This is a genomic window from Bacillus sp. RZ2MS9 (assembly GCF_001816185.2).
Lineage (GTDB): Bacteria > Bacillota > Bacilli > Bacillales > Bacillaceae_G > Bacillus_A > Bacillus_A cereus.
In genome coordinates, this window is sequence record NZ_CP049978.1 from 4560690 (window position 1) to 4582980 (window position 22291).

Below are 22291 nucleotides of genomic sequence, written 5' to 3' on the forward strand. Positions count from 1 at the left end.
CCTTTTTTTTCTTATTACTGTTCTTGTTCTATTACTAATAACCCGGTTGTTCAAACCCACTTAGCCAAAAACGGAGACAGCTCAACTTTGAGCATACCCCACTGAAAAAGGTAAGTCCAACTTTGGACAGTCCTCCCTCCTATTTAATTACATAAGCATAGATAACTAAATCTTGTTTATCACCTTCAAACTCATCAATTCGAGTTATGCCATACTCTTTACCTCTAAACATAATGCTCAACCAAGATACCTCAAAGCGAATTGAATCAAGCCTACTATAATTTTGCAAAGACTACGATTTCAAGTGCACAAAAAAGAAATTCTCCAGGAACAGTAACTTCAAGTTTTAATCTTGAACGAAGTTTAGGGACTCAAAAGAAACTAATGTATAATAAAGGTTCAATTGGTGTTATTCCACAAGAAATTCGAAATAAGCTAATTGGAAAAAATTTCAACTCCTTTGATGATTTTAGAAAAGAGTTTTGGAAAACAGTTGCTGATTCAGACTATGCGACAGAATTTAACCAAAGAAATATAAACCTTATGAAAGAGGGTAAAGCTCCATTCGCTCCATTATCTGAGAAGGATGGTCAGCACAATCAATATATTTTGCACCATAAACAACCAATTCACCAGGGTGGAGATGTGTACAATCTCGATAACTTAATAATTGTTTCTCCTAAAATGCATCAAAATGTTTTAGATCGTTCATATCATTTCGGTAAAAAAGGTTAATGATTATGAAAGGATGGTTAGTATGACACTCAAAATGACAAAAGAAGAACTTATTGAACTTGTAACAAAGATTTGTAATCCTAAATTACCTGAAGAAGAACTTAATGAATACGTAAACCAATTTAATAATAGCGGTGTACCTCATCCCGCTCCAAGTGATATAATCTTTTGGGATTTTAGGGATTTAACACCGGAAGAAATAGTAGAGATTGCATTGAATTACAAAGAAGAAGAAAACTAAAACATGTAAAGAATAAGCCGCCCCGAAAAAACAAGCGGCTTTCTTCATTATCTAATTCATTTTATACTGTCCTATTTGTTCTAATGTTAGTATTTCTTTTCAATGCTAATACAACATTAGAATTATCATTTCTGAATTTAGCAAGTGTACCTTCTTCTAACACTTAAAAACAATACATTCTACCCCATAACTCATTTTTCTTTGCTATACTTTCTTTTTGTTAACATGATTTTTACAACGTATTTATGTGTACATTCTCTATACCTTCCCTTTTTCTATTTACATTCAACCTTAAAAACCTCTTCATCACCCGAGCATCTGAATAAGATTAAAAAAACTTAATGAACTAGTATCTCTTTAACCGTAGAATTATTAGAATATTCAATTTACAACCCCTTCCTTAAATTGGTATTATTTTCTTGTAAGGGGAGGGAAAGTTACTAGAAGGAAGATATATTTTAGAGATTCCAACATCTAATAAAAAATTCAAAAAAATAGATGGATATATCAAGCTAGCAAAAGAAAAATATGATATTGATATTAGATTTAGGGAGGAATAATTGATGGCGTATGATTTAGAACCCGAAATTAAAGAGGTACTTGAGAAAATTGATTTTATTCAGAGATATAAAGCATTATCAAAACAATTTCCAGATAGAGAAAACACATTTGAAAACTATGAAAATGAAAAAGCAATTGAAGTATTTGAGTCTCTTGGCTATAAAGCTCGTTTTATGAAAAAGGAAAACTTTTTTATTGTTGGTGAAGTAAAGAACAAGGATTTCTATACTTTCAGATTCAATATCAGCTTAAAATATGGGCTTGTTGAGTTCATTTGGTCTGCAAGGTATAATGGTGAAGTTAGAGTTGGGAATTCATGGGGTATGTTTGTAAAAGTATTATCCAATGGTTCTGAAAGATTGCCAGCAGTATGCTTCCACAGTTACGATGAACTCAAAGAAATCATGAAAATTGCCTTTGAAATGTACGAAGATTTCAAGCGAGAATTGATTCCTATCTATTCATAATGTAAAAAGCTACCGAAGACACCAAAACAGTTACTTCGAGTAGCTTTTATTTATATATATTAAAGTTATTTATTTTCCTCTTTTTGAACATATACATAAGCATCTTTCTGCTCTTTATGTATATCAACTTTCGAATTCTCTGCAAGTTGACCCGCGTTTAGCAAAGAAAAAATAATCAACGCTTCTAGTGACATTTCGTTTTACCACTCCTTTCTAATTGTTATACGTTTATCATACCGCTTACATGTGATTTCCGTATGAACTCGAAAAGGAGATTAAAACAAAAAAGCTTTGAGGAAATTCCTCAAAGCTTTTTATTTATTAGTAACGAATTAAGAAATATTTCTTCTTACCGCGGCGAATGATTGTGAATTTACCTTCGATGCGGTCGTTTTCTGTTACAACGTAGTCTAATGCTTGTGTACGCTCACCGTTTACGTAGATTGCGCCATTCGTTACATCTTCACGTGCTTGACGTTTTGATGGAGAGATTTTGCTTTCTACAAGTAAGTCGATTAATACTGTATCTTCTGCAGTACGTTCTACAGATGGTACGTCTTTGAATCCTTGCTCGATTTCGCTTGCAGTCAGTTCTGCTACAGAACCGCTGAATAATGCAGCTGAAATTTTAATCGCTTGCTCTAATGCTTCTTCGCCGTGAACAAGTTTTGTCATTTCAGAACCTAATGCCTTTTGTGCTGCACGTTTTTCTGGCGCTTCAGCTACTTGCTTTTCAAGCTCAAGAATTTCTTCATGAGATAAGAATGTGAAGTATTTTAAGTATTTAACAACGTCGCGGTCATCTGTGTTAATCCAGAATTGGTAGAACTCGTAAGGAGTTGTTTTCTCTGGGTCTAACCAAATTGCGCCGCCTTCGGTTTTACCAAACTTCGTACCGTCAGATTTAGTAACTAGTGGAATTGTTAAACCGAATGCTTTCGCATCTTCTTCTGATTTACGGATTAATTCAAGACCAGCTGTAATGTTACCCCATTGGTCACTACCACCGATTTGTAGACGGCAATTATGTTGTTGATATAAGTTTAAGAAGTCGTATGATTGTAAAATCATGTAACTAAACTCAGTGAATGAAATACCAGTTTCTAAACGAGATGCTACTGTATCTTTTGCTAACATATAGTTTAAACCGAAGTTTTTACCGATATCGCGTAAGAATGAAATTACATCTAAGCTACCAAGCCAGTCGTAGTTGTTAGCCATCGTTGCTGGGTTGTCCACGTTTTCAAACTCTAAGAAGTTTGAAAGTTGGTTTTTAATGCTTTCTGTGTAGTAAGCAACTGTATCTTTCGTATTTAATGTACGTTCTGCTTTTTTACCACTCGGGTCACCGATCATACCAGTACCACCGCCAACAAGTGCGATTGGTTGGTGACCAGCTAATTGGAAACGACGTAACATTAATACTGGTAACATATGACCAATGTGTAAGCTATCCGCTGTCGGGTCGAAACCACAGTATAATTTAACGCTTTCTTTTTCTAATAATTGCTCAAGGCCCTCAGCATCTGTTTGCTGATTAATTAGACCGCGAAATTCAAGATCTTGTAAAATACCCATATCCTACATACTCTCCTTTAAGTTCATTACTGGCGTGAAGGTTGAAAACATAAAAAAATCGCCCCTTCAAATAAGGGACGATTTTGATTATCGCGTTACCACCCTAGTTGCAGGCAAAAAAGCCTACCACCTTATTTACATAACGGCTTAGCACCGTCTTTTCCCTTTTGAATAAAATTCAATCGAAAAAAGATGCTCTAGGGGCGTAATTCGCGATCATCTATGTGCTGATTTTCACCGGCCATCAGCTCTCTAAAACAGGGAAATGATCACTACTTCTCCCTTTCCACGCTCAATTATTCATATACTTTTCTTTATACCATCATTTATATAGGCATGTCAAATAGAGGTGGAATTTCACTTCTCTCCAATCCTTTACAACGTCGCAAAGAGTAATTTATTAGACATATAAAAGCCTCCCTCATCTATTCTTTTATAACTGTATACAGACGAGGAAGGCACTTCGTTCAAATATTATTTTAGTTTTTTTATAATCTTCGCAGGATTCCCGCCAACTACTACATTATTAGGCACATCTTTCGTTACGACAGCACCAGATGCGATCACCGCATTGTCTCCAATTGTTACACCTGGATTAATAATTGCTCTTCCGCCAATCCATACGTTATCGCCAATTGTAACTGATTTTCCGTATTCTGATCCGCTTATACGCTCAATTGGATCAAGCGGGTGCGTTGCTGTATAAATGTGAACACCTGGAGCTAACATACAGTTCACTCCGATTGTTACCGGGCATACGTCTAAAATCGTACAGTCAAAGTTCGCGTAAAAATTTTCACCGACATGAATGTTATAGCCGTAATCACATCTAAAAGAAGATTCAAGATGAATATTATCTCCTGTCGTTCCGAATAATTCTTTTACGATTTCGCTACGCTCTTTCAATTGCTCTTCTGGCGTATCATTTAATTTTCTCGTTAATATACGTGCTTGCTCTCTTTCTTGTACTAAAACTGGATCAGCCGGTATGTACATTTCTCCTAGTATCATCTTTTCCTTTTCTGTTTTCATCATACTATCCCCTTTAACTTATATATATAAGTTCATGATATCATAAAAAAGAAAGGCCTGAACATTTTTCGTTCAGACCTTTCTCTCTTAATCTTCCATCGTTGATAAGTCACCTGTTGGTAAGTTTAACTCCCACGCTTTTAATACGCGGCGCATAATTTTACCACTTCTCGTTTTCGGTAATTTATCTCTAAATTCAATTTGTCGTGGCGCTGCATGAGCTGCTAGGCCTTTCTTTACAAATTGACGAATTTCTTCTTTTAATTCATCAGATGGTTCGTATCCTGCTCGAAGTGCGATAAATGCTTTAATAATTTCGCCGCGCACCGGATCAGGAATACCAATTACACCAGCTTCTGCAACAGCAGCGTGCTCAATTAATTTACTTTCTACTTCAAACGGACCAACGCGCTCACCTGACGTCATAATTACATCGTCAATACGCCCTTGGAACCAGAAGTATCCATCTTCATCCATATAGGCAGAGTCACCTGATACGTACCAATCTCCCGGCATGAAATAAGATTCATATTTTTGCTGGTTATTCCAGATCCCACGCATCATAGATGGCCAACCTTTCGCAATTGCTAAGTTACCCATTGTGTAAGGAGGCACTTCATTTCCTTCATTATCAACAATCGCTGCTTTCACACCTGGAATTGGTTTACCCATTGAGCCTGGACGGATTTCCATACAAGGGTAGTTACAAATAACTTGTCCACCTGTTTCTGTCATCCACCACGTATCATGAATACGAAGTCCAAATGCGTTCATACCCCAGCGAATTACTTCTGGATTTAACGGCTCACCAACGCTTAATACGTGGCGCACTTGTGATAAGTCATATTTTTTAATTGCGTCTTGTCCAGCTCCCATTAACATACGGAATGCTGTTGGTGCGCTGTACCAAACCGTCACACCGTAATCTTGCAGTGCTTCATACCAAGCTTCTGGACTAAAGCGTCCACCTAAAATAACGTTTGACGCTCCAACTAACCACGGTGCGAAAATACCGTAAGCTGTTCCAGTTACCCAGCCCGGGTCAGCAGTACACCAATATACATCGTCTTCTTTTAAATCTAATACCCACTTCGCCGTTTGATAGTGCTGAACCATTGCGTTTTGCGCATGAAGCACACCTTTTGGCTTACCAGTAGAACCAGACGTGTAATGTAGAATCAAGCCGTCTTCACGGCCTAACCATTCAATATGTAATTCTTTTGAAGCTTGTTCAAATAACGGATTGAACGCTACCGTTTTACCGCCTTCTTCTACATTATCTCCAACAAGGAAAACTGTTTTTAAAGCCGGTAAATCATTTAATGGTACGCGCTCTAACAATTCAGGCGTTGTAATTAACACCTTTGCTTCGCTATCTTCTAAGCGATCGCGAACTGCGCCTTCCATAAATGCTTCAAATAGCGGTCCAACAATTGCTCCTAATTTCACTGCACCTAAAAGTGCGAAATATAACTCTGGAGAACGTGGCATAAAAATAAAAACGCGATCGCCTTTTTCTACATCGCCATAATTCTTAAGGACGTTTCCTGCTTTATTAGAAAAATCCTTCATTTCCTTAAATGTATATTTCTCTTTTCGCGATCCATCTTGATAATAAAGAGCTACTTTATTCTTTCGATCGGATTTCGCATGCTTATCAATTGCCTCATACGCCATATTTACTCGGCCTGTTTCATTCCAAGTAAAGTTTTTATTAACCTCTTCCCAGTTAAAATTCGCGTATGCCTCATCATAATTCGGCAAATTATTTTCTCCTTTAATGACAGGAAGCGTTTCTACTTTCATACTTTACATCCCCCTCCTATGTATTCTATTATCTATTATAATGACATTATTTAAAATTTTCAGTATATTTGTTGATTTTTAGACAAATTTTTAATGACAAATTTCGATTCACATCGCATATATTATAAAGTACGATATTAATAGATTCACAAACCCTCAAGGTGGTGAGCAATACATTGATTCATAAAAAAATATATAATGCTAGAAACTTAAAAACAGCGAAAGGCACTTTAATTATTGAAGGTCCTGTCTCTACACATAACTTAGAAATGTATGAGTTTCATCCAGACTTAATTGCGTTTCGTCCTGCCGAGCAACAATATAAAGCAATTGTCGAAATTTCTAAATTACCAGAAGCTCGTCTCATTATTGCTAGACATGACCAAACAATTGTTGGATATGTTACATACTTGTATCCTGATCCACTTGAACGATGGTCAGAAGGAAAAATGGAAAACTTAATTGAGCTTGGGGCAATTGAAGTAGTCCCAACCTTCCGCGGGAGTTCTGTCGGAAAGAACTTACTAGAGGTTTCTATGATGGACGATTATATGGAAGATTACATTATATTGACGACTGAATATTATTGGCACTGGGATTTGAAACAAACAGGATTGAATGTGTGGGAATACCGAAAAGTAATGGAGAAGATGATGAATGCTGGCGGGTTACAATGGATGGCTACAGACGATCCTGAAATTTGTTCACATCCTGCCAACTGTTTAATGGTCCGCATCGGTAAACGCGTTGATACGGATTCTATTCAAGCTTTTGATCGTCTACGTTTTCACAATCGTTTTATGTATTAATAAAGGGGGCAACTGGAATGATTGTAGAAGAAATTATGAATCAAAATGTAGTTACATTACATCCAAACGATACAATCGAAACAGCAATCCGAACGATACGCACGAAAGGCATTCGGCACATTCCAATTGTCGATCAAAATAATCACGTCGTAGGCATTATTTCTGATCGGGATGTAAGAGATGCAAGTCCGTCTATTCTAGATGAACAAGTTTCACTCGATATGCTACAGCAACCGCTCGAACTTATTATGAAACATCCTGTTATGACTTGCCATCCTCTCGATTTCGTTGAGGAAATTGCTACTTTATTTTTTGAAAATAAAATTGGCTGTCTTCCTGTTACAAAGGCCGGGAAGTTAGTTGGAATCATTTCTGAATCTACAGTACTGCACACATTAGTAAAATTAACAGGAGCACATCAACCAAGTTCGCAAATTGAAATTCAAGTAAAAAACGAACCTGGTATTCTTGGAAAAGTCGTTGCTATTTTTAGTGATTTACAAATAAATATCGTGAGCGTTCTCGTCTACCCAGCAAAAGACGAGAATGATAAAGTACTCGTTTTCCGCATTCAAACGATGAATCCTCTAAAAGTGATTGATGCACTTGAAGCAGAAGGCTACCGCGTATTATGGCCAAACATCATGGGGATGCAAGCATGAGTAGCGCGTTTATTTATTCGGATGACTTTCGGGGCTATTCATTTAGCCCTGATCATCCTTTTAACCAACTGCGCGTCACACTTACGTATGATTTATTACAAAAGGGTGGTTTCATCTCTCCCTCTCAAATCATCTCACCACGGATGGCTACAGATGAAGAGATTGCCTACATTCATACAGAGGAGTACATAAATGCGGTAAAACGTGCTGGAGAAGGAAAGTTAGAAAAATCAATTGCGATGACATATGGACTCGGAACAGAAGATACACCGATGTTCCCAAATATGCACGAAGCAAGCGCATTGCTCGTTGGTGGTACGTTAACAGCTGTCGATGCTGTTCTTTCCGGAAAAGTAAAACACGCGCTTAACTTAGGAGGCGGCTTACATCATGGCTTCCGTGGTAAAGCATCTGGCTTTTGTATTTATAACGATAGCTCCATAGCAATGAAATATATTCAAAAGAAATACGGTTTACGCGTCTTATATATTGATACAGATGCTCATCACGGTGATGGCGTACAGTGGTCGTTTTATGATGACCCTAACGTATGCACCATTTCACTGCATGAAACTGGTCGCTATTTATTCCCTGGAACTGGCGCTGTAAACGAACGTGGACAAGGTAATGGTTATAGTTATTCTTTTAACGTTCCACTCGATGCTTTTACAGAAGATGAATCGTTCTTAGAAGCATATCGAACTGTTGTAAAAGAAGTTGCAGCGTACTTTAAACCGGATATTATTTTAACGCAAAATGGTGCTGACGCACATTATTATGACCCACTTACACATCTTTGTGCGACAATGAATATTTACCGCGAAATACCGAAGCTCGCTCGTGAAATTGCTAATGAGTATTGCGACGGTCGCTGGATCGCTGTCGGCGGTGGCGGCTATGACCATTGGCGTGTCGTACCAAGAGCATGGGCACTCATTTGGCTCGAAATGAACAACATCCAAAACATCTCAGGTTATCTCCCTCCAGAATGGATTGAAGCTTGGAAAGGACAAGCAGAAACAGAACTTCCCCTCACATGGGAAGATCCAGACAACATGTATAAACCTATCCCCCGTAAACCAGAAATTGAAGAAAAAAACGCATTAACTGTAGCGAAATCCCTTGAAATTATTCGGAATAATATGACAAAATCTTTATACTAAAAGAAAAGGAGGCTCGTTTTTGAATAGCCTCCTTTTCTTTAAAGCTTGCTATTATTGTCGTTTTCTGTCGATAAGTCGATATATTTTAATAATCGCTGATATATTCCGAGTTGCGCCGATATATTCTAATAATCGCTGATATATTTTCATTTTATAACAGTCTGGCCCAACTTTTATGAGAAAAGGTCGTGATATTATGTGGACACAACAAATAATCAACACGAAACGCGGTACATTTGAACTCTTTACAAAAGGAAATGGCGAATCGCTTTGTATTACACATCACTATTCACAATTTAATGAAACTGGTGATTACTTTGCGGATGTTTTTACTGCTACGCATCGTGTATTTCTCATTAATTTACGAGATACTGGTCGCTCTGTAACCGCCCAGTCAGAAAACGAATTAAGCATGATTGAAACAATCCACGACTTAGAAGCAATACGAGAAGCATTACAACTTCCAACATGGCATTTCGCCGGTCATTCAACAGGTGGTATGCTTGGACTTTTATATGCGATTACATATCCAAATTCCTTACAATCATTAGTCGTAGCAGGAGCTGCAGCAAGTAACTATACCGAAACACCATTTTGCATTTATCACCCAGCACATCCACAGTTTCATTATATGCAAAAACTCATCGAAAACTTAAAAACCCCTCACCTTACAAGTGAAGAACGAAAAGAACTATCTACTGAGAGAACAAAATTATCATTGTATAAACCAGAAAACTACAACTCTTATTTTTGTAAACCAATCAATAAAACAATGTCCGTTAGCCGGATGAACGCTTTCGCCAATGAATATCCTTCATTTGATTTAAGAGAGTATTTACCTTTCATCCAAACAAAGACACTTATTATATGCGGAAGATATGATGTGCAGTGTCCAGTTCAATATTCTATCGAGATACATGATGGGATACGTAATTCTATCTTCATTCCATTCGAAAACAGCAACCATTATCCTTTTTTAGAAGAAGCGACCCTGTTTACTTCTACTACTCAAATATTTTATAAATCGTTACGCCAGTACCGTTATTATTAAGGAAAGCTCACAGTCTCTATAAGACTATGAGCTAAATTTTCAGAAGAAATATTTCGTACTATATAAAAATAAAAGATAAAAGGAAAAGAGCACCAAACCTACATCAAACAACACTGACTTTTTATCTCCTTCTTTTAAACCTATCGTAATATTAAAAATGCTTCTAACTATCCAACCTAATACTAAAAATAACCAGCCGAAATGATCATTTGTATAATCTTTATCATAAAACATTTGTATTGCACCAATAATTAATAAAATAATTATAATATTAGTTCCAATCCTTAAGACCTTGTTTGATTTATTATCTTGTAATGTATCTCCCAAAATGTAGCACACCCTCTCATGCTCTACTATGTTTTATCTCTCTTTATATCTTAACACAAATTACCTATTATTTCCTTTTGACAAATAACATAAAAAACCTGCCAATTACTCGGCAGGTATATTACACATTAAAACGATAACCAGCTCCCCATACTGTTTCAATATATTGCGGGTGAGCAGGATCTCTTTCAATTTTTTCACGTAGCTTTCTAATGTGGACGACAACAGTGGCTAAATCACCAGCGGAATCTAATCCCCAAATGCGTTCAAATAACTGTTCTTTATTTAATACTTGGTTTGGATGTGTAACAAAGAATGTTAATAAATCAAATTCCTTCGTTGTAAACGCAACTTCTTCATTGTTTATAAAAACTTTTCTCGCTCGTTGATCGATAAAAATTCCGTGAATATATAACGTATCACGTTGCTTACTTACATTTCCTAATAATCTTTCATAACGGGCAATATGTGCTTTTACTCTTGCGACTAATTCACTCGGGCTAAACGGTTTCGTTATATAATCATCCGCTCCTAATCCGAGTCCGCGAATTTTATCTATATCTTCTTTTTTGGCTGAAACAAGTAGAATCGGAATATCTTTTACAGCACGTATTTGTTTACAAATTTCGAATCCGTTCATTTTCGGAAGCATAATATCTAAAATAATTAAATCATAGTCTTCTTGCAGAGCTGTTTGTAAACCTATTTCTCCTGAATGCTCTACATCAACTTGGAAATCATTAATTTCTAAATAATCTCGCTGTAATTCTGCAATACTTACTTCATCTTCTATTAATAAAATTCTTTTCAATTTACTCACCACATTCCTCTACTTTTTCCAATGAGAAGAAAATGCTTGTGCCTTTCCCAAGCTCGCTTTCCGCCCAAATTTCCCCGCCATGTTCTTCAACAATTTGCTTCGCTATCGCTAAACCAAGTCCACTTCCACCTGTGCTAGAATTCCGCGATTGTTCTGCACGATAAAAACGTTCAAAGATATACGGCAATATATCAGATTCTATACCTGATCCGTTGTCTATCACTTTCACAATAACTTTATTATTATCACTCGATACTGTTACAGTAATTTTCTTCTCTTCTTTATCCATGTATTTCACACTATTATGAATTAAATTTGATATCACTCTATTTATTTTTTCGCAATCAGCCGTTACATATAGTGGTGATGCATGTAACTGTAGGCGCACTTCTATACCTTCTTCACTTAAATCCATCTGCATCTCTTCTATTAATTCTTGCATAAACGTATTCAATTCAACTGTTTCAAACTGGAATGGAACTCGATTCAAATCGAGCTTCGAAAATAAAAATAGTTCATCAATGAGTGTGTCCATATGTTTTGCCTTCGTATGGATAGTTGTTAAATACTTATCCATTTTTTCTGGCGTATTTGCTACCCCGTCCTTTATTCCTTCTACATATCCTATAATTGATGTAATCGGTGTTTTTAAGTCATGAGAGATGTTTGAAATAAGCTCTTTTCGATTTTCTTCATACTGTGTTTGCATCTCTATCGATTCTTTTAATCTCTTCCTCATTTCCTCAAACCCTTGATTTAATTGCCCTATTTCGTCGTGTGATGTAATTGGTATTTGAAAATCTAAATTTCCTTCTTTAATTTTCTCCGTTGCGCCTTTCAATACAAAAATTGGTTTTATTACACTTCTTGAAACGAGGTAACTTAATAATCCAATGAGTAAAATGGCTAGTAGTAAGAGCGCTACGAATAAGATTGGAAATAATTTTTGTGTAAGATCTACAAATGAACTTTGCTTTTTTAATACAAATATACTTCCCTCTTCTTCCTGAGGAAAATAAAAATCAAACTTTACATATCGATAAAATGTATCGCCTAGTTCCGTTGTACCACGACTATTAATATTTGCTGATTCAAATTTCGGAAGGGCTTCTTTTAAAGAAACACTTTCAAATACGTTTGAAGCATATGAAAGTGTTTCTCCTTTTCTTACTACTATTTTCACACCCTCTTTTTCTATTGCTGAGACAAACGACTCATCTAGCAATTGAGATTGATGCTGTTTGGCTGCTGACTTCAACTCAAGATAGGCATTCTCTTCTTCTGGTGTAAGCGGCTTTTGAATGTAAGAACTTTTATAGAAATTTTTCACTGCTTCCAAGTCACCTGTTATCGAAAAAACGATTAAAAATCCCGCGACTAATATAAGCGTAATGGAAACGAGGATAACAGCAATATAAGAAAATAAAAACCTTGTTTTAATAGACATATCTTAAATCCTCACTTTATCAAACCTTATTATTTATAAGCATAAAAATATATGTCCAATTACTCAAGCGATTTTATAGTAATTTTAGCGTCAGTTTATAAAAATTTAATGTTCCTATTTTACAGTTGAAATTAGGAGGTTGAAATTCCATGTTCAAAAAAACATTAAGTATGATATGTTGCGTAATTTTTTTACAAGGATGCTCGCAAGAACAAGAAGTAAAAAAGGAGATGATAAACATGGAGACCGCACTACTAGCAGCCACTGAAAAAAATGAAACGAATACTGTTATATCTTTACTAAAACAAGGCGCAAATATAAATGCGACGGATAGTCAAGGACGCACTCCGCTTATGATTGCTACATACAAAAATGATGTAAAAACCGCAAAGGTACTTATCGAAGCTGGTGCTGACGTAAATATCCAAGATGACATGAAAAATAATCCCTTTCTATACGCCGGTGCGGAAGGTTACTTAGACATTTTAAAACTAACAATTGATGCTGGTGCAGATCCTACGATTACAAATCGTTACGGCGGAACAGCTCTTATCCCAGCCTCAGAACATGGCTATATTGACGTTATAAAGGAACTCCTCACTCGAACAAATATTGATGTAAATCATGTAAATAACCTGGGATGGACAGCTTTAATGGAAGCCATCGTACTAAGTAACGGAAACGAAACACAGCAACAAGTCATTCGCCTTCTTATTGAGCACGGTGCAGATGTAAATATTCCAGACAATGATGGTGTTACCCCGTTAGAGCATGCTCGCGCTCATCACTTTGAAGAGATAGAGAAGATTTTGTTAGAAGGCCGTAAGTAAAAAGCTAATTTTTGCCTTCCTCCCCCACCCTATGCTACATTTAAGCCGTTACATTACTATTAATAGGGTGGGAATAAACATGAACAAACCTAAAATCGGAATGATTGGACTTGGAAGTATTGCGCAAAAGGCCTATCTTCCAACACTTACAAAAGAAACTGATTGGAATTTTGTAGGGGCGTTTACACCTAATGCAGAGAAAAGAAAACAAGTTTGCCAGCAATACCGAATTCAAGACTTTCATTCTATTGAAATGTTAGCTTCGGAATGCGATGCAATCTTCGTTCATAGTTCAACTGCATCGCATTATGAAATCGTTTCTGAACTTCTAAAAAAAGGGATCGACGTTTATGTTGATAAACCGCTAGCAGCTACAGTGGAACAAGCTGAGCAACTAGTCGAGTTGAGCGAGAAGTATAACCGAAAATTAATGGTCGGATTTAATCGCAGATTCGTTCCTATGTATGTCGCTGCCAAAGAACAGGCTAATGATATTTCATGGATTCGAATTGAAAAGCATCGTACAAATAAAGTCGGGCCATATACGTACGACTTCACTATGTTAGATGATTATTTACACATTGTAGATACCGCTCGCTGGTTAGCTAATGATGACCTTAACGCCGTTCACAATATGATGCAAATCAATGAAAAGAATGAACTTCTTTACGGACATCATACATATACAACTCCAAGTGGACTGTTACTTTCTACTGCAATGCATCGCCATGCCGGTACTAATTTAGAACAAATTGAACTTGTAACGCCAGGGAAAATCATTCGCGTAAAAAATATGAATACATTTGAAATTGAACAGGAAAACTCAGTTTCACAAAGTGGTTCCCCATCATGGGATACGACGTTAAAACAACGTGGTTTTGAAGATGCTGTTCATCATTTTATTGAGTGTGTACAAGGCGATACAAAGCCCGTTGTAGATGGATTAGAAGGATTAAAAACGCAGCAACTGTTGCAATCTCTACTAGATGATGTAAACAAAAATTAAAACGGATACATTTTTCAGAATTTACTTTCATTCCCATTCCCTCTTTATTTCTCTCGTAAATTTCTATAGAATATGTTGATAGGAATTATAAATTTCATAATGAATCGTGGAAAGGATGGGATTAACACATGTGGAACGAGTTTAAAAAATTCGCTTTCAAAGGGAATGTCGTTGATTTAGCTGTCGGGGTTGTAATCGGTGCTGCATTCGGTAAAATCGTTAGTTCTTTAGTAAAAGATATCATCACACCATTACTTGGTATGGTATTAGGTGGCGTTGACTTTACAGATTTACACTTTGGATACGGTAAATCTGCTGTTATGTATGGTAACTTCATCCAAACAATTTTTGACTTCTTAATTATCGCAGCTTCTATCTTTATGTTTGTTAAAGTTTTCAACAAACTAACATCTAAAAAAGAAGAAGAAGAAAAAGAGGAAGAAATTCCAGAACCAACAAAAGAAGAAGTTCTTCTTGGCGAAATTCGCGACTTACTAAAACAGCAAAACTCTTCTAAAGATAGAGCATAATTGAACGGATAAAAAGGCATGTCCCTCGGGACATGCCTTTTCTATATGCTATAACGTTTCCGAATTCATATGAATAAATAAAATAATACCAGCAACCATAAGTACCATAATGCTACCTGCAAATAGTGTAATACCAATAAACATTAAACTTGTGCTCATATCTACTGATACACTTTCAATAAAAATAGAAATTACATACGTGATAAGGGCAATTCCTGCAAGAATACTTCCTGGAACAAATCGCTTTAAACCATTTTGTTTTAACGTCATATATGCAAAAATAGCAGTCATACAAAGCGTAATTATCCAAAGAACGATCATCTCTTTTCCCCCCTCACAAGCCTTTTCTTTCTATTATACATGACATTGCCCTATAATAGTTAAATTTGCACTTATGTGACATATAACAAGGAATAGCCCCATCTATAGCGAAGGCATTATGAAGAGAATCACAATACACTTTTTGAAGAAAGCATTATTCTTGTTAAAGCAAACAATTTAGAAGATGCTCACGAACTTGGTAAAAAAATTGCTATGCAATCTGAAGATACGTACGATAATGTGTACGGTGAGCAAATAACGTGGAAGTTCCGAAAAGTGTTGCATGTGTTTGAATTAGACGATGCACCATTTGAAACCGGAAAAGAACTGTACGCAAGATTTTTACACATTAAGAAAGACGAAATGGTAAATGCAGTCGTACAAAAATACTATCCTGAATCCGAATAAAAGCTCACAGCAAATGCTGTGAGCTTTTTTATACTTACTTCGTTGAATCTCTAAATTGGATACGGTGAGGTAATATAACAGTGTGATCTTCCACTTTTTCTTTGTTCATATACTTTGTTAATAAACGCATTGCTACTGCACCGATATCATACATCGGTTGAACAACTGTTGAAAGCTGCGGACGAACCATTAATGCAAGACGTGTATTATCGAAACCAAGTACTTCTACGTCAGTTGGTACGTTTAATCCAGCGTCTTGTGCTGCATGGATTACACCTAGTGCCATTTCATCAGAAGATACGAAGATTGCTGTTGGCTTTTCATCATTGCTCCAAAGCTTTTCGAATGCTTCGATACCTGAGTCATATGTGTAATCTCCATCGATTACAAGATTTTCATCATATGAAATACCAGCTTCTTCTAAAGCTTTTTTATAACCTTGTAACTTCTTCGCACTTCCCGCTTTATCAATGAAAGGACCAGAGACGAAACCGATACGTTTATGTCCTTGCTCGATAAAGTGCTTCATTGCATCATAAGCTGCTTGTGTATAATCAATATTTACTGATGGCGTTTCATTTTGCTCATCAAATGACGCTGCTAATACAATTGGTACTGGAGATTTTTTAAATTCTTCAATGTGAATGTCTGTAATATCTTCACCCATGAAAACAATTCCGTCCACTTGTTTTCCAAGCATCGTATTTAATAAATGGAACTCTTTCTCTTTGTTTTGATCAGAGTTACTTAAAATGATGTTATATTTGTACATTGTTGCGATATCTTCAATTCCACGTGCAAGTTCTGCATAAAACGTATTTGAGATATCAGGAATAATAACACCTACTGTAGTTGTCTTCTTACTTGCTAGTCCACGTGCTACCGCATTCGGGCGGTATCCTAAACGATCAATTGCTTCTAATACTTTCTTTCTTGTTGTAGGCTTTACATTTGGGTTACCGTTCACAACACGAGATACGGTAGCCATTGAAACGTTTGCTTCGCGCGCTACATCATAGATTGTTACGTTCATCTCATCGCACACTCCTTCTATTTTTGTTATCTATTTTTATGTATCGGTTACTTGAATGAAAAAAAGACATCAACTCTATTTGCAGATGCCACCAATCGTCCCGAGTTCTTCCTTTTACTAATGATACGATAAAAACGCAGGCTCATACAATATTTTCCCGCAAAAGTTTCGAAAAAATTCGCTTCTTTTCTCGTATTTTCGTATTTTTTATGAAAAAAGGGCATTTTTTGTAAAAAAATAGATGTTTCGTAAGTAGAAATCTTATTTTAAGCAGTACGATAGTAAATGAAATTTATATCGGCGATTTTTCGAATATATCGACTATAACTCGAAATATATCAGCGATTTTCCAAATATATCGACCGCAACTCTAATTATATCAGCGATTTTTTAAATATATCAACTTACCAACAAAAATCGACAATGACAGTCGCTATACAATAAGAGAAAGCTGTTCCAAAATCCCTTTTTGGAACAGCTCATTAAAAGTTTTTATAATTTACTTCCAAATGATTTTAATTCATTCATAAAATCATTGAACTGCGGTATATTCATTTGCTGCGCCGCATCTGATAAAGCTACAGCTGGATCTGGATGTACTTCAGCCATAATTGCATCTGCACCAATTGCCATCGCTGCTTTTGCAGTTGGTAAGAGAAGGTCACGTCGCCCTGTAGAATGCGTTACATCGACAACGACAGGTAAATGTGTTTCTTTCTTTAAAATCGGCACAGCGGAAATATCAAGCGTATTACGCGTCGCTCTTTCATACGTGCGAATACCTCGTTCACATAAAATAATGTTCCCATTTCCCTTTGCCATAATATATTCTGCCGCATTAATGAATTCTTCAATCGTTGCTGATAGACCACGTTTTAACAATACTGGTTTATTTACAGCACCAGCTGCCCTTAGCAAATCAAAGTTTTGCATATTGCGAGCACCAATTTGAATAACATCAACGTAATCTAATGACATCTCAATATCATTCGGATTTAAAATTTCACTAATAACAGCCAAATCATATTCATCTGCTACCTGGCGCAAAATTTGTAATCCCTCTAATCCAAGACCTTGAAAATCATACGGTGAAGTACGTGGTTTGAACGCACCACCACGCATTAATTTCAGACCTTGCTCTTTCATTGCTTCAGCAACTTGACGTACTTGTTCATAACTTTCCACTGCACACGGTCCCATAATAAAATGCTGATTTCCGTCACCAATTTTTTCACCATTAATTTCAACAATCGTATCTTCTGTTTTTTTCTTACGAGAAACAAGTAATGCTTTACGATGATCATCTTCTTGTAATTCTAAACCAGCTTGAAAAATTTGTTTGAAAATATGTTGTAAAGTCGAAGTTTCAAATGGACCATTATTATTCTCTGCAATTAAATCCAGCATATTTCTTTCACGTACAGGATCAAAACGTTTCACACCTTGTACTTCTTTTAAATTACCAACTTCTTGTACGAGACGACCTCTTTCGTTTAGTAACTCTAATATTTGTAAATTAAGTTGATCAATTTCAGAACGTAAACGACCTAATTGTTGTGATGCCATAAGAAAGCCACCTCTTTCAAATTCCTATATGTTACTTTTTTAAGATAACTTATTATAGCTGATACATATACGATTGTCACACGATATACAGCAATGAATTACCATCAAAAAACGTTGTATATTTTCATTTAAAATAAAAAAAGACAGTTTACATACTGTCTTTTTTACAAGAAGGAAACAAACGGTTTATCACTGTTTTTCTCTTTTATAATCACAGCCTCGATTTTACTTTCGGACTTGATCTGTAATTGTACTTTCGCATCTTTAGGCAATTTGTCTAACATACCTTGCGCAGCCAATTGGGTAAGAGCCATTAATTCTGTTTTACCGTTATATTTAATAACAATATTCATATTTAATGTATCCATTTGATCTTTCTTATAAGAAACTTTAGCGTTGACTGGAATAAAATCTCCATTAGAAAAACCTTTTATTTCCTTAGCAAAGTTATTTATTTTTGTATTATCTTCTCCATGTGCTTGTGTAAATTCATCAGAAGGATATGAATACGACTTTTCATCAATTGTACTCCAATTTCCAAGGTTCGTATCATTCTTTTGAACAGTAGCACTAGCAATATACGTACCATTTTTTAAAGAACTAGTACCTTCTTGCTTAAAGATAGCAAACGTAATTGGAGATTTGTTATACTTATCATTTTTGTTAATAGCTTCAATAAGTTGTTTAGCAACTTCAGTCCCTTTAGACATAGCTTCTTCATTCGATACACTTGAAGACATAGCTAAACCTATCATAACACCAGATAAACTTAGTTCATTTGAATTCTGTTTTCCGAAATAGTCTTGTTCTATAATATTCGTCAAAACTGGCGCTTCTACTTTCGCAACTAGTTCATCAATTAGTTTCTCTGGAATATACTGGTTTAATTGCAGTACGTGACTCTCTGTATCAAATTGCTGCGTTGCAATATTTATTAAACCATTTTCATACTCTGCTAAATCTAATTTAGAATTTGTTTTTATATTAGCTGTATTAATAACCTTTTGTTCTTTTAAAGGAATAACAGTTCTATAATAATCTTTAGAAACAGCAGTTCTCGGAATCATACTTTTTTCTTTTGTATCTTTTTGTATAACTTCATCCTTCTTACTAATCGTATTACTATTGTTACTACAAGCTCCCAGTAATAAACTTACGACTGCGAAGGATAATGCCATTTTCTTCATTACTTAAAACCTACTTTCAACAATCTAGTTATTTAGTTTGAACTATTAATAGTGTACCACTAAATATATTTCAACAAAAACAAAAAAAAGAAGCAAGCACCTTTAGCTTGCTTCTTTTTACTTTATATTCTCTTCTAAAGCATCTTTTTTAATATTCCAATGAGATGTATTCCATACTACCATCCCATCTTTTATGTATAGCACTTGCGGTGATTCATGTCTAATACTGTATTGTTCTGCAACACGATTTGACACATCTCTCGCATCTTGTACGTATAAGTAATACGCTGGCACTTCTCTTTCTTCGCTGCAATACGCTTGAAATTCTGTGTATGCACCGTGACTAATCGGGCATGTCGTACTATGTTTAAAAAGAACATACGGCTCGTTCTTTTCTACTAAGACTTCAAGCTCTTCAATTGTTTCAAGTTTTGTCATATTCATCACGATTCACCTCTCATACGAAATCTAGAGCGCTTCTCTTTCTTTTCAGCTTTTTTCTCAATTCTTTCTAATTTACGCTCTTCTTTTTCAACCTTCTTCTCTTGTCTCGACGCACGGTAATGATTGTATACTTCAATCGCCGCACTGCTCCACTGTACAACTTGCGCTACTTTATCAGCGTTATTTTCAATTTCGTCCGTTACAGAGTCCGATACATTACGAAGCTTCGTATTTAAAGATTGGATTGTCGTTCCAATCCCATCTACACCCGCTACCACTTTATTTAATGACTGTGACTTCTGGTGAATATCATCAGCTAACGCATTCGTTTTATGTAATAATTGCTCTGTCTCTACGCTAATTCCTTGCATTTGCTTTTCTAAACCTTCTAACGTGCTTGCAACGTTTTCCAACGTCTTCTGAACCGATAACAACGTTCTGCATACATACACTACTAATACTGCGAAAGCAACCGCGATAATAGCCGCACTTACATATAAAAGAACTTGCATTTCATCACTTCCTTTATCTTTTTCATACTTTCTCCTATTATACAATCATTTTCCGTTTCATTCTAATCCCTATCTCATCATTAGAATTTTCATACTTATTCGTTAACTGTAACATAAATCATTCAACAAATTCCACTAAGTAGGTTACAATAGGAGAGGATACATAATTAGTAGGGAGGCTTTACATATGAAAGATCCACGTATTGAAAAGTTAGCATACAATTTAATTAACTACTCTATCCGCTTACAAAAAGGTGAAAAAGTATTAATTGAAAACTTTGGCTTACAAAAAGAACTTGTAACTGCACTTGTAAAAGAAGCATATGCAGCTGGTGGTTTCCCATTCGTCTCTTTAAAAGATCATCAAGTAGATCGCTCTTTATTAATGGGTGCTACTGAAGAACATTTCGAACAAATCGCTGCATATGAAGCAAGCGTAATGAAAGACATGGACGCTTATATCGGCCTTCGCTCTGGCGATAATATTAATGAACAAGCTGACGTTCCAAGTGAGCGTATGAAAGTTCATGGCCAAACAGTTGGTAAAAAAGTTCATAGAGACATTCGCGTTCCAAAAACACGCTGGGTTGTTCTTCGCTACCCAAATGCTTCTATGGCACAGCTTGCTAAAATGAGTACAGAAGCTTTCGAAGACTTCTACTTCGAAGTTTGTAACTTAGACTACGGTAAAATGGATAAGGCGATGGATAGCCTTGTTACATTAATGAATAAAACAGATAAAGTTCGTTTAACTGGTCCTGGAACTGACTTAACATTCTCTATTAAAGACATTCCAGCAATTAAATGCTCAGGTCATTTAAACATTCCAGACGGTGAAGTATACTCTGCACCAGTTCGTGATTCTGTTAACGGTACAGTTTCTTACAACACACCATCTCCTTACAACGGTTATACATTTGAAAATGTACAACTTAAGTTTGAGAACGGTCAAATCGTTGAAGCAACTGCAAACGATACAGAGCGCATTAACAAAATCTTCGATACAGACGAAGGCGCACGCTACGTTGGTGAGTTCGCAATTGGCGTAAACCCATACATCTTACATCCAATGGGAGACATCCTATTCGATGAAAAAATCGATGGCAGCTTCCACTTCACTCCTGGACAAGCTTACGACGATGCATGGAACGGCAACAACTCGAACATCCACTGGGATTTAGTATGCATCCAACGCCCTGAATACGGCGGCGGCGAAATTTACTTCGACGACGTACTAATCCGTAAAGACGGACGCTTCGTTGTACCTGAACTAGAAGCTTTAAACCCAGAGAACTTAAAATAATAATAAAAACGCTCGGAATTTTCGCCGAGCGTTTTTATTTCTTTCCTACCATTTCTATTTTCACATGTGGATTTTCTTTCTCTATAAGCCCCAAGAATTCATCCATATTTTGCGGCATCGCAACGATATGCACTTTATATGCATTCGTCGTAATTTCAAGAGACTTTCCGACCTGACGTATAATTCTCACATCTTTTAATACAATATCATCATTTAAAATACCGTACTTTAATACGCCATTTTCTACTTTATGTTTTTTAATAAATACTTCCCAAACGAGTGGTACATTTACAATGAAGCATACACCCATCCCAATCAACGCTGACATCCAATGCGCTTTATTAGTGAAAAGCATGACAATTGGATATATAAACATAAACGCTAACGTAAGACAAACGAAAATGACTACTGACTTACTTCTTTGAATTGGAAAGTTCATACCTACACCCCCT

24 protein-coding genes, 3 pseudogenes and 1 other annotated feature are annotated in these 22291 nt (G+C 36.0%); of the genes and pseudogenes, 12 read left to right on the forward strand and 15 right to left on the reverse strand.

Annotated features, from left to right (window positions below; translation table 11 throughout):
- Positions 1-139: 139 nt before the first annotated feature.
- Positions 140-232, reverse strand: a pseudogene (locus BHV55_RS27955) (phage head closure protein); the annotation flags it as partial.
- An 8-nt stretch (positions 233-240) separates the two neighbouring features.
- On the opposite strand from BHV55_RS27955, the pseudogene BHV55_RS23255 reads away from it, so the two are divergent.
- From BHV55_RS23255 to BHV55_RS23265, 3 genes and pseudogenes are all read left to right on the forward strand, one after another.
- Positions 241-735: pseudogene (locus BHV55_RS23255) on the forward strand (T7SS effector LXG polymorphic toxin); the annotation flags it as partial.
- Between the two features lie 22 nt (positions 736-757).
- The gene (locus tag BHV55_RS23260; RefSeq protein ID WP_000172895.1) at positions 758-976 is read left to right on the forward strand and encodes a bacteriocin immunity protein; all 219 of its coding nucleotides are present in this window, start codon (positions 758-760) and stop codon (positions 974-976) included.
- 563 nt (positions 977-1539) lie between these two features.
- The gene (locus tag BHV55_RS23265; protein WP_070756997.1) at positions 1540-2004 is read left to right on the forward strand and encodes a hypothetical protein; all 465 of its coding nucleotides are present in this window, start codon (positions 1540-1542) and stop codon (positions 2002-2004) included.
- Positions 2005-2069: 65 nt separating this feature from the next.
- Here the strand turns inward: BHV55_RS23265 and BHV55_RS23270 are convergent, their stop codons facing one another.
- The 4 genes from BHV55_RS23270 to acsA all read right to left on the reverse strand — a co-directional run bounded on the left by BHV55_RS23270 (position 2070) and on the right by acsA (position 6420).
- The gene (locus BHV55_RS23270) at positions 2070-2198 is read right to left on the reverse strand and encodes a hypothetical protein (RefSeq protein WP_000050940.1); all 129 of its coding nucleotides are present in this window, start codon (positions 2196-2198) and stop codon (positions 2070-2072) included.
- A gap of 127 nt (positions 2199-2325) precedes the next feature.
- Positions 2326-3582, reverse strand: a complete 1257-nt coding sequence (tyrS, locus tag BHV55_RS23275; RefSeq protein ID WP_000512092.1) for a tyrosine--tRNA ligase — start codon at positions 3580-3582, stop codon at positions 2326-2328.
- A gap of 70 nt (positions 3583-3652) precedes the next feature.
- Positions 3653-3880: a binding site (T-box leader), on the reverse strand.
- Between the two features lie 176 nt (positions 3881-4056).
- A complete protein-coding gene (locus BHV55_RS23280) occupies positions 4057-4617 on the reverse strand; it encodes a maltose acetyltransferase domain-containing protein (protein WP_002005819.1) in 561 nt (186 codons plus the stop codon).
- 84 nt (positions 4618-4701) lie between these two features.
- Positions 4702-6420, reverse strand: coding sequence for an acetate--CoA ligase (gene acsA, locus BHV55_RS23285; RefSeq protein ID WP_000862049.1), 1719 nt, complete (start codon positions 6418-6420; stop codon positions 4702-4704).
- Between the two features lie 176 nt (positions 6421-6596).
- Here acsA and acuA point away from each other — a divergent pair, with 176 nt between their 5' ends.
- The 4 genes from acuA (at position 6597) to BHV55_RS23305 (ending at position 10105) form a co-directional block, all read left to right on the forward strand.
- Positions 6597-7229 (forward strand): acetoin utilization protein acetyltransferase AcuA, encoded by a 633-nt coding sequence (gene acuA, locus BHV55_RS23290; protein WP_070756998.1) that lies wholly within the window; start codon positions 6597-6599, stop codon positions 7227-7229.
- Between the two features lie 17 nt (positions 7230-7246).
- On the forward strand, positions 7247-7891 hold the full coding sequence (locus BHV55_RS23295; RefSeq protein ID WP_000634583.1) for an acetoin utilization AcuB family protein: 645 nt from the start codon (positions 7247-7249) through the stop codon (positions 7889-7891).
- A complete protein-coding gene (acuC, locus tag BHV55_RS23300) occupies positions 7888-9054 on the forward strand; it encodes an acetoin utilization protein AcuC (protein ID WP_000092808.1) in 1167 nt (388 codons plus the stop codon). The genes BHV55_RS23295 and acuC overlap by 4 nt, the downstream gene beginning before the upstream one ends.
- 175 nt (positions 9055-9229) lie before the next feature.
- Positions 9230-10105: an alpha/beta fold hydrolase gene (locus BHV55_RS23305; RefSeq protein WP_139147404.1), complete on the forward strand. Its 876-nt coding sequence runs from the start codon at positions 9230-9232 to the stop codon at positions 10103-10105.
- Between the two features lie 39 nt (positions 10106-10144).
- On the opposite strand, the gene BHV55_RS23310 is transcribed toward BHV55_RS23305, so the two are convergent.
- The 3 genes from BHV55_RS23310 to BHV55_RS23320 all read right to left on the reverse strand — a co-directional run bounded on the left by BHV55_RS23310 (position 10145) and on the right by BHV55_RS23320 (position 12699).
- On the reverse strand, positions 10145-10432 hold the full coding sequence (locus BHV55_RS23310) for a hypothetical protein (protein ID WP_000502934.1): 288 nt from the start codon (positions 10430-10432) through the stop codon (positions 10145-10147).
- Between the two features lie 121 nt (positions 10433-10553).
- Complete coding sequence (locus BHV55_RS23315) at positions 10554-11243, reverse strand: response regulator transcription factor (RefSeq protein ID WP_070757043.1); 690 nt, start codon at positions 11241-11243, stop codon at positions 10554-10556.
- A 1-nt stretch (position 11244) separates the two neighbouring features.
- Positions 11245-12699, reverse strand: coding sequence for a sensor histidine kinase (locus BHV55_RS23320; protein WP_070757000.1), 1455 nt, complete (start codon positions 12697-12699; stop codon positions 11245-11247).
- 149 nt (positions 12700-12848) lie between these two features.
- On the opposite strand from BHV55_RS23320, the gene BHV55_RS23325 reads away from it, so the two are divergent.
- From BHV55_RS23325 to mscL, 3 genes are all read left to right on the forward strand, one after another.
- Positions 12849-13529: an ankyrin repeat domain-containing protein gene (locus BHV55_RS23325; protein ID WP_061138916.1), complete on the forward strand. Its 681-nt coding sequence runs from the start codon at positions 12849-12851 to the stop codon at positions 13527-13529.
- A 79-nt stretch (positions 13530-13608) separates the two neighbouring features.
- Entirely contained in the window at positions 13609-14535 is a 927-nt protein-coding gene (locus BHV55_RS23330; RefSeq protein ID WP_070757001.1) for a Gfo/Idh/MocA family protein, read from the forward strand.
- 128 nt (positions 14536-14663) lie between these two features.
- Positions 14664-15065, forward strand: a complete 402-nt coding sequence (gene mscL / locus BHV55_RS23335; protein ID WP_000267010.1) for a large conductance mechanosensitive channel protein MscL — start codon at positions 14664-14666, stop codon at positions 15063-15065.
- Positions 15066-15113: 48 nt separating this feature from the next.
- On the opposite strand, the gene BHV55_RS23340 is transcribed toward mscL, so the two are convergent.
- A complete protein-coding gene (locus BHV55_RS23340; protein WP_000636589.1) occupies positions 15114-15386 on the reverse strand; it encodes a DUF3917 domain-containing protein in 273 nt (90 codons plus the stop codon).
- 114 nt (positions 15387-15500) lie between these two features.
- Here BHV55_RS23340 and BHV55_RS23345 point away from each other — a divergent pair.
- Positions 15501-15794, forward strand: a pseudogene (locus BHV55_RS23345) (DUF4288 domain-containing protein); the annotation flags it as partial.
- Between the two features lie 34 nt (positions 15795-15828).
- Here the strand turns inward: BHV55_RS23345 and ccpA are convergent.
- From ccpA to BHV55_RS23370, 5 genes are all read right to left on the reverse strand, one after another.
- Positions 15829-16827: a catabolite control protein A gene (gene ccpA, locus BHV55_RS23350; RefSeq protein WP_001103297.1), complete on the reverse strand. Its 999-nt coding sequence runs from the start codon at positions 16825-16827 to the stop codon at positions 15829-15831.
- A gap of 492 nt (positions 16828-17319) precedes the next feature.
- Positions 17320-18393: a bifunctional 3-deoxy-7-phosphoheptulonate synthase/chorismate mutase gene (locus BHV55_RS23355; RefSeq protein WP_000168204.1), complete on the reverse strand. Its 1074-nt coding sequence runs from the start codon at positions 18391-18393 to the stop codon at positions 17320-17322.
- A 164-nt stretch (positions 18394-18557) separates the two neighbouring features.
- Complete coding sequence (locus BHV55_RS23360) at positions 18558-19580, reverse strand: CamS family sex pheromone protein (RefSeq protein ID WP_070757003.1); 1023 nt, start codon at positions 19578-19580, stop codon at positions 18558-18560.
- Between the two features lie 117 nt (positions 19581-19697).
- The gene (ytxJ, locus tag BHV55_RS23365) at positions 19698-20024 is read right to left on the reverse strand and encodes a bacillithiol system redox-active protein YtxJ (RefSeq protein ID WP_001057469.1); all 327 of its coding nucleotides are present in this window, start codon (positions 20022-20024) and stop codon (positions 19698-19700) included.
- On the reverse strand, positions 20024-20536 hold the full coding sequence (locus BHV55_RS23370; RefSeq protein WP_083320106.1) for a DUF948 domain-containing protein: 513 nt from the start codon (positions 20534-20536) through the stop codon (positions 20024-20026). Before BHV55_RS23370 ends, ytxJ begins: the two co-directional genes overlap by 1 nt.
- Before the next feature lie 187 nt (positions 20537-20723).
- Here BHV55_RS23370 and BHV55_RS23375 point away from each other — a divergent pair, with 187 nt between their 5' ends.
- Positions 20724-21839: an aminopeptidase gene (locus tag BHV55_RS23375; protein WP_000654731.1), complete on the forward strand. Its 1116-nt coding sequence runs from the start codon at positions 20724-20726 to the stop codon at positions 21837-21839.
- Positions 21840-21873: 34 nt separating this feature from the next.
- Here the strand turns inward: BHV55_RS23375 and BHV55_RS23380 are convergent, their stop codons facing one another.
- A complete protein-coding gene (locus BHV55_RS23380) occupies positions 21874-22278 on the reverse strand; it encodes a PH domain-containing protein (protein ID WP_070757005.1) in 405 nt (134 codons plus the stop codon).
- Between the last annotated feature and the right edge of the window lie 13 nt (positions 22279-22291).

Coding starts and splice junctions, on each gene's coding strand:
- BHV55_RS23260 (WP_000172895.1), top strand. CDS start 758: ATGACACTCAAAATGACAAAAGAAGAACTTATTGAACTTGTAACAAAG.
- BHV55_RS23265 (WP_070756997.1), top strand. CDS start 1,540: ATGGCGTATGATTTAGAACCCGAAATTAAAGAGGTACTTGAGAAAATT.
- BHV55_RS23270 (WP_000050940.1), bottom strand. CDS start 2,198: ATGTCACTAGAAGCGTTGATTATTTTTTCTTTGCTAAACGCGGGTCAA.
- tyrS (WP_000512092.1), bottom strand. CDS start 3,582: ATGGGTATTTTACAAGATCTTGAATTTCGCGGTCTAATTAATCAGCAA.
- BHV55_RS23280 (WP_002005819.1), bottom strand. CDS start 4,617: ATGATGAAAACAGAAAAGGAAAAGATGATACTAGGAGAAATGTACATA.
- acsA (WP_000862049.1), bottom strand. CDS start 6,420: ATGAAAGTAGAAACGCTTCCTGTCATTAAAGGAGAAAATAATTTGCCG.
- BHV55_RS23295 (WP_000634583.1), top strand. CDS start 7,247: ATGATTGTAGAAGAAATTATGAATCAAAATGTAGTTACATTACATCCA.
- acuC (WP_000092808.1), top strand. CDS start 7,888: ATGAGTAGCGCGTTTATTTATTCGGATGACTTTCGGGGCTATTCATTT.
- BHV55_RS23305 (WP_139147404.1), top strand. CDS start 9,230: ATGAGAAAAGGTCGTGATATTATGTGGACACAACAAATAATCAACACG.
- BHV55_RS23320 (WP_070757000.1), bottom strand. CDS start 12,699: ATGTCTATTAAAACAAGGTTTTTATTTTCTTATATTGCTGTTATCCTC.
- BHV55_RS23325 (WP_061138916.1), top strand. CDS start 12,849: ATGTTCAAAAAAACATTAAGTATGATATGTTGCGTAATTTTTTTACAA.
- BHV55_RS23330 (WP_070757001.1), top strand. CDS start 13,609: ATGAACAAACCTAAAATCGGAATGATTGGACTTGGAAGTATTGCGCAA.
- mscL (WP_000267010.1), top strand. CDS start 14,664: ATGTGGAACGAGTTTAAAAAATTCGCTTTCAAAGGGAATGTCGTTGAT.
- BHV55_RS23340 (WP_000636589.1), bottom strand. CDS start 15,386: ATGATCGTTCTTTGGATAATTACGCTTTGTATGACTGCTATTTTTGCA.
- ccpA (WP_001103297.1), bottom strand. CDS start 16,827: ATGAACGTAACAATCTATGATGTAGCGCGCGAAGCAAACGTTTCAATG.
- BHV55_RS23355 (WP_000168204.1), bottom strand. CDS start 18,393: ATGGCATCACAACAATTAGGTCGTTTACGTTCTGAAATTGATCAACTT.
- BHV55_RS23360 (WP_070757003.1), bottom strand. CDS start 19,580: ATGAAGAAAATGGCATTATCCTTCGCAGTCGTAAGTTTATTACTGGGA.
- ytxJ (WP_001057469.1), bottom strand. CDS start 20,024: ATGAATATGACAAAACTTGAAACAATTGAAGAGCTTGAAGTCTTAGTA.
- BHV55_RS23370 (WP_083320106.1), bottom strand. CDS start 20,536: ATGCAAGTTCTTTTATATGTAAGTGCGGCTATTATCGCGGTTGCTTTC.
- BHV55_RS23375 (WP_000654731.1), top strand. CDS start 20,724: ATGAAAGATCCACGTATTGAAAAGTTAGCATACAATTTAATTAACTAC.
- BHV55_RS23380 (WP_070757005.1), bottom strand. CDS start 22,278: ATGAACTTTCCAATTCAAAGAAGTAAGTCAGTAGTCATTTTCGTTTGT.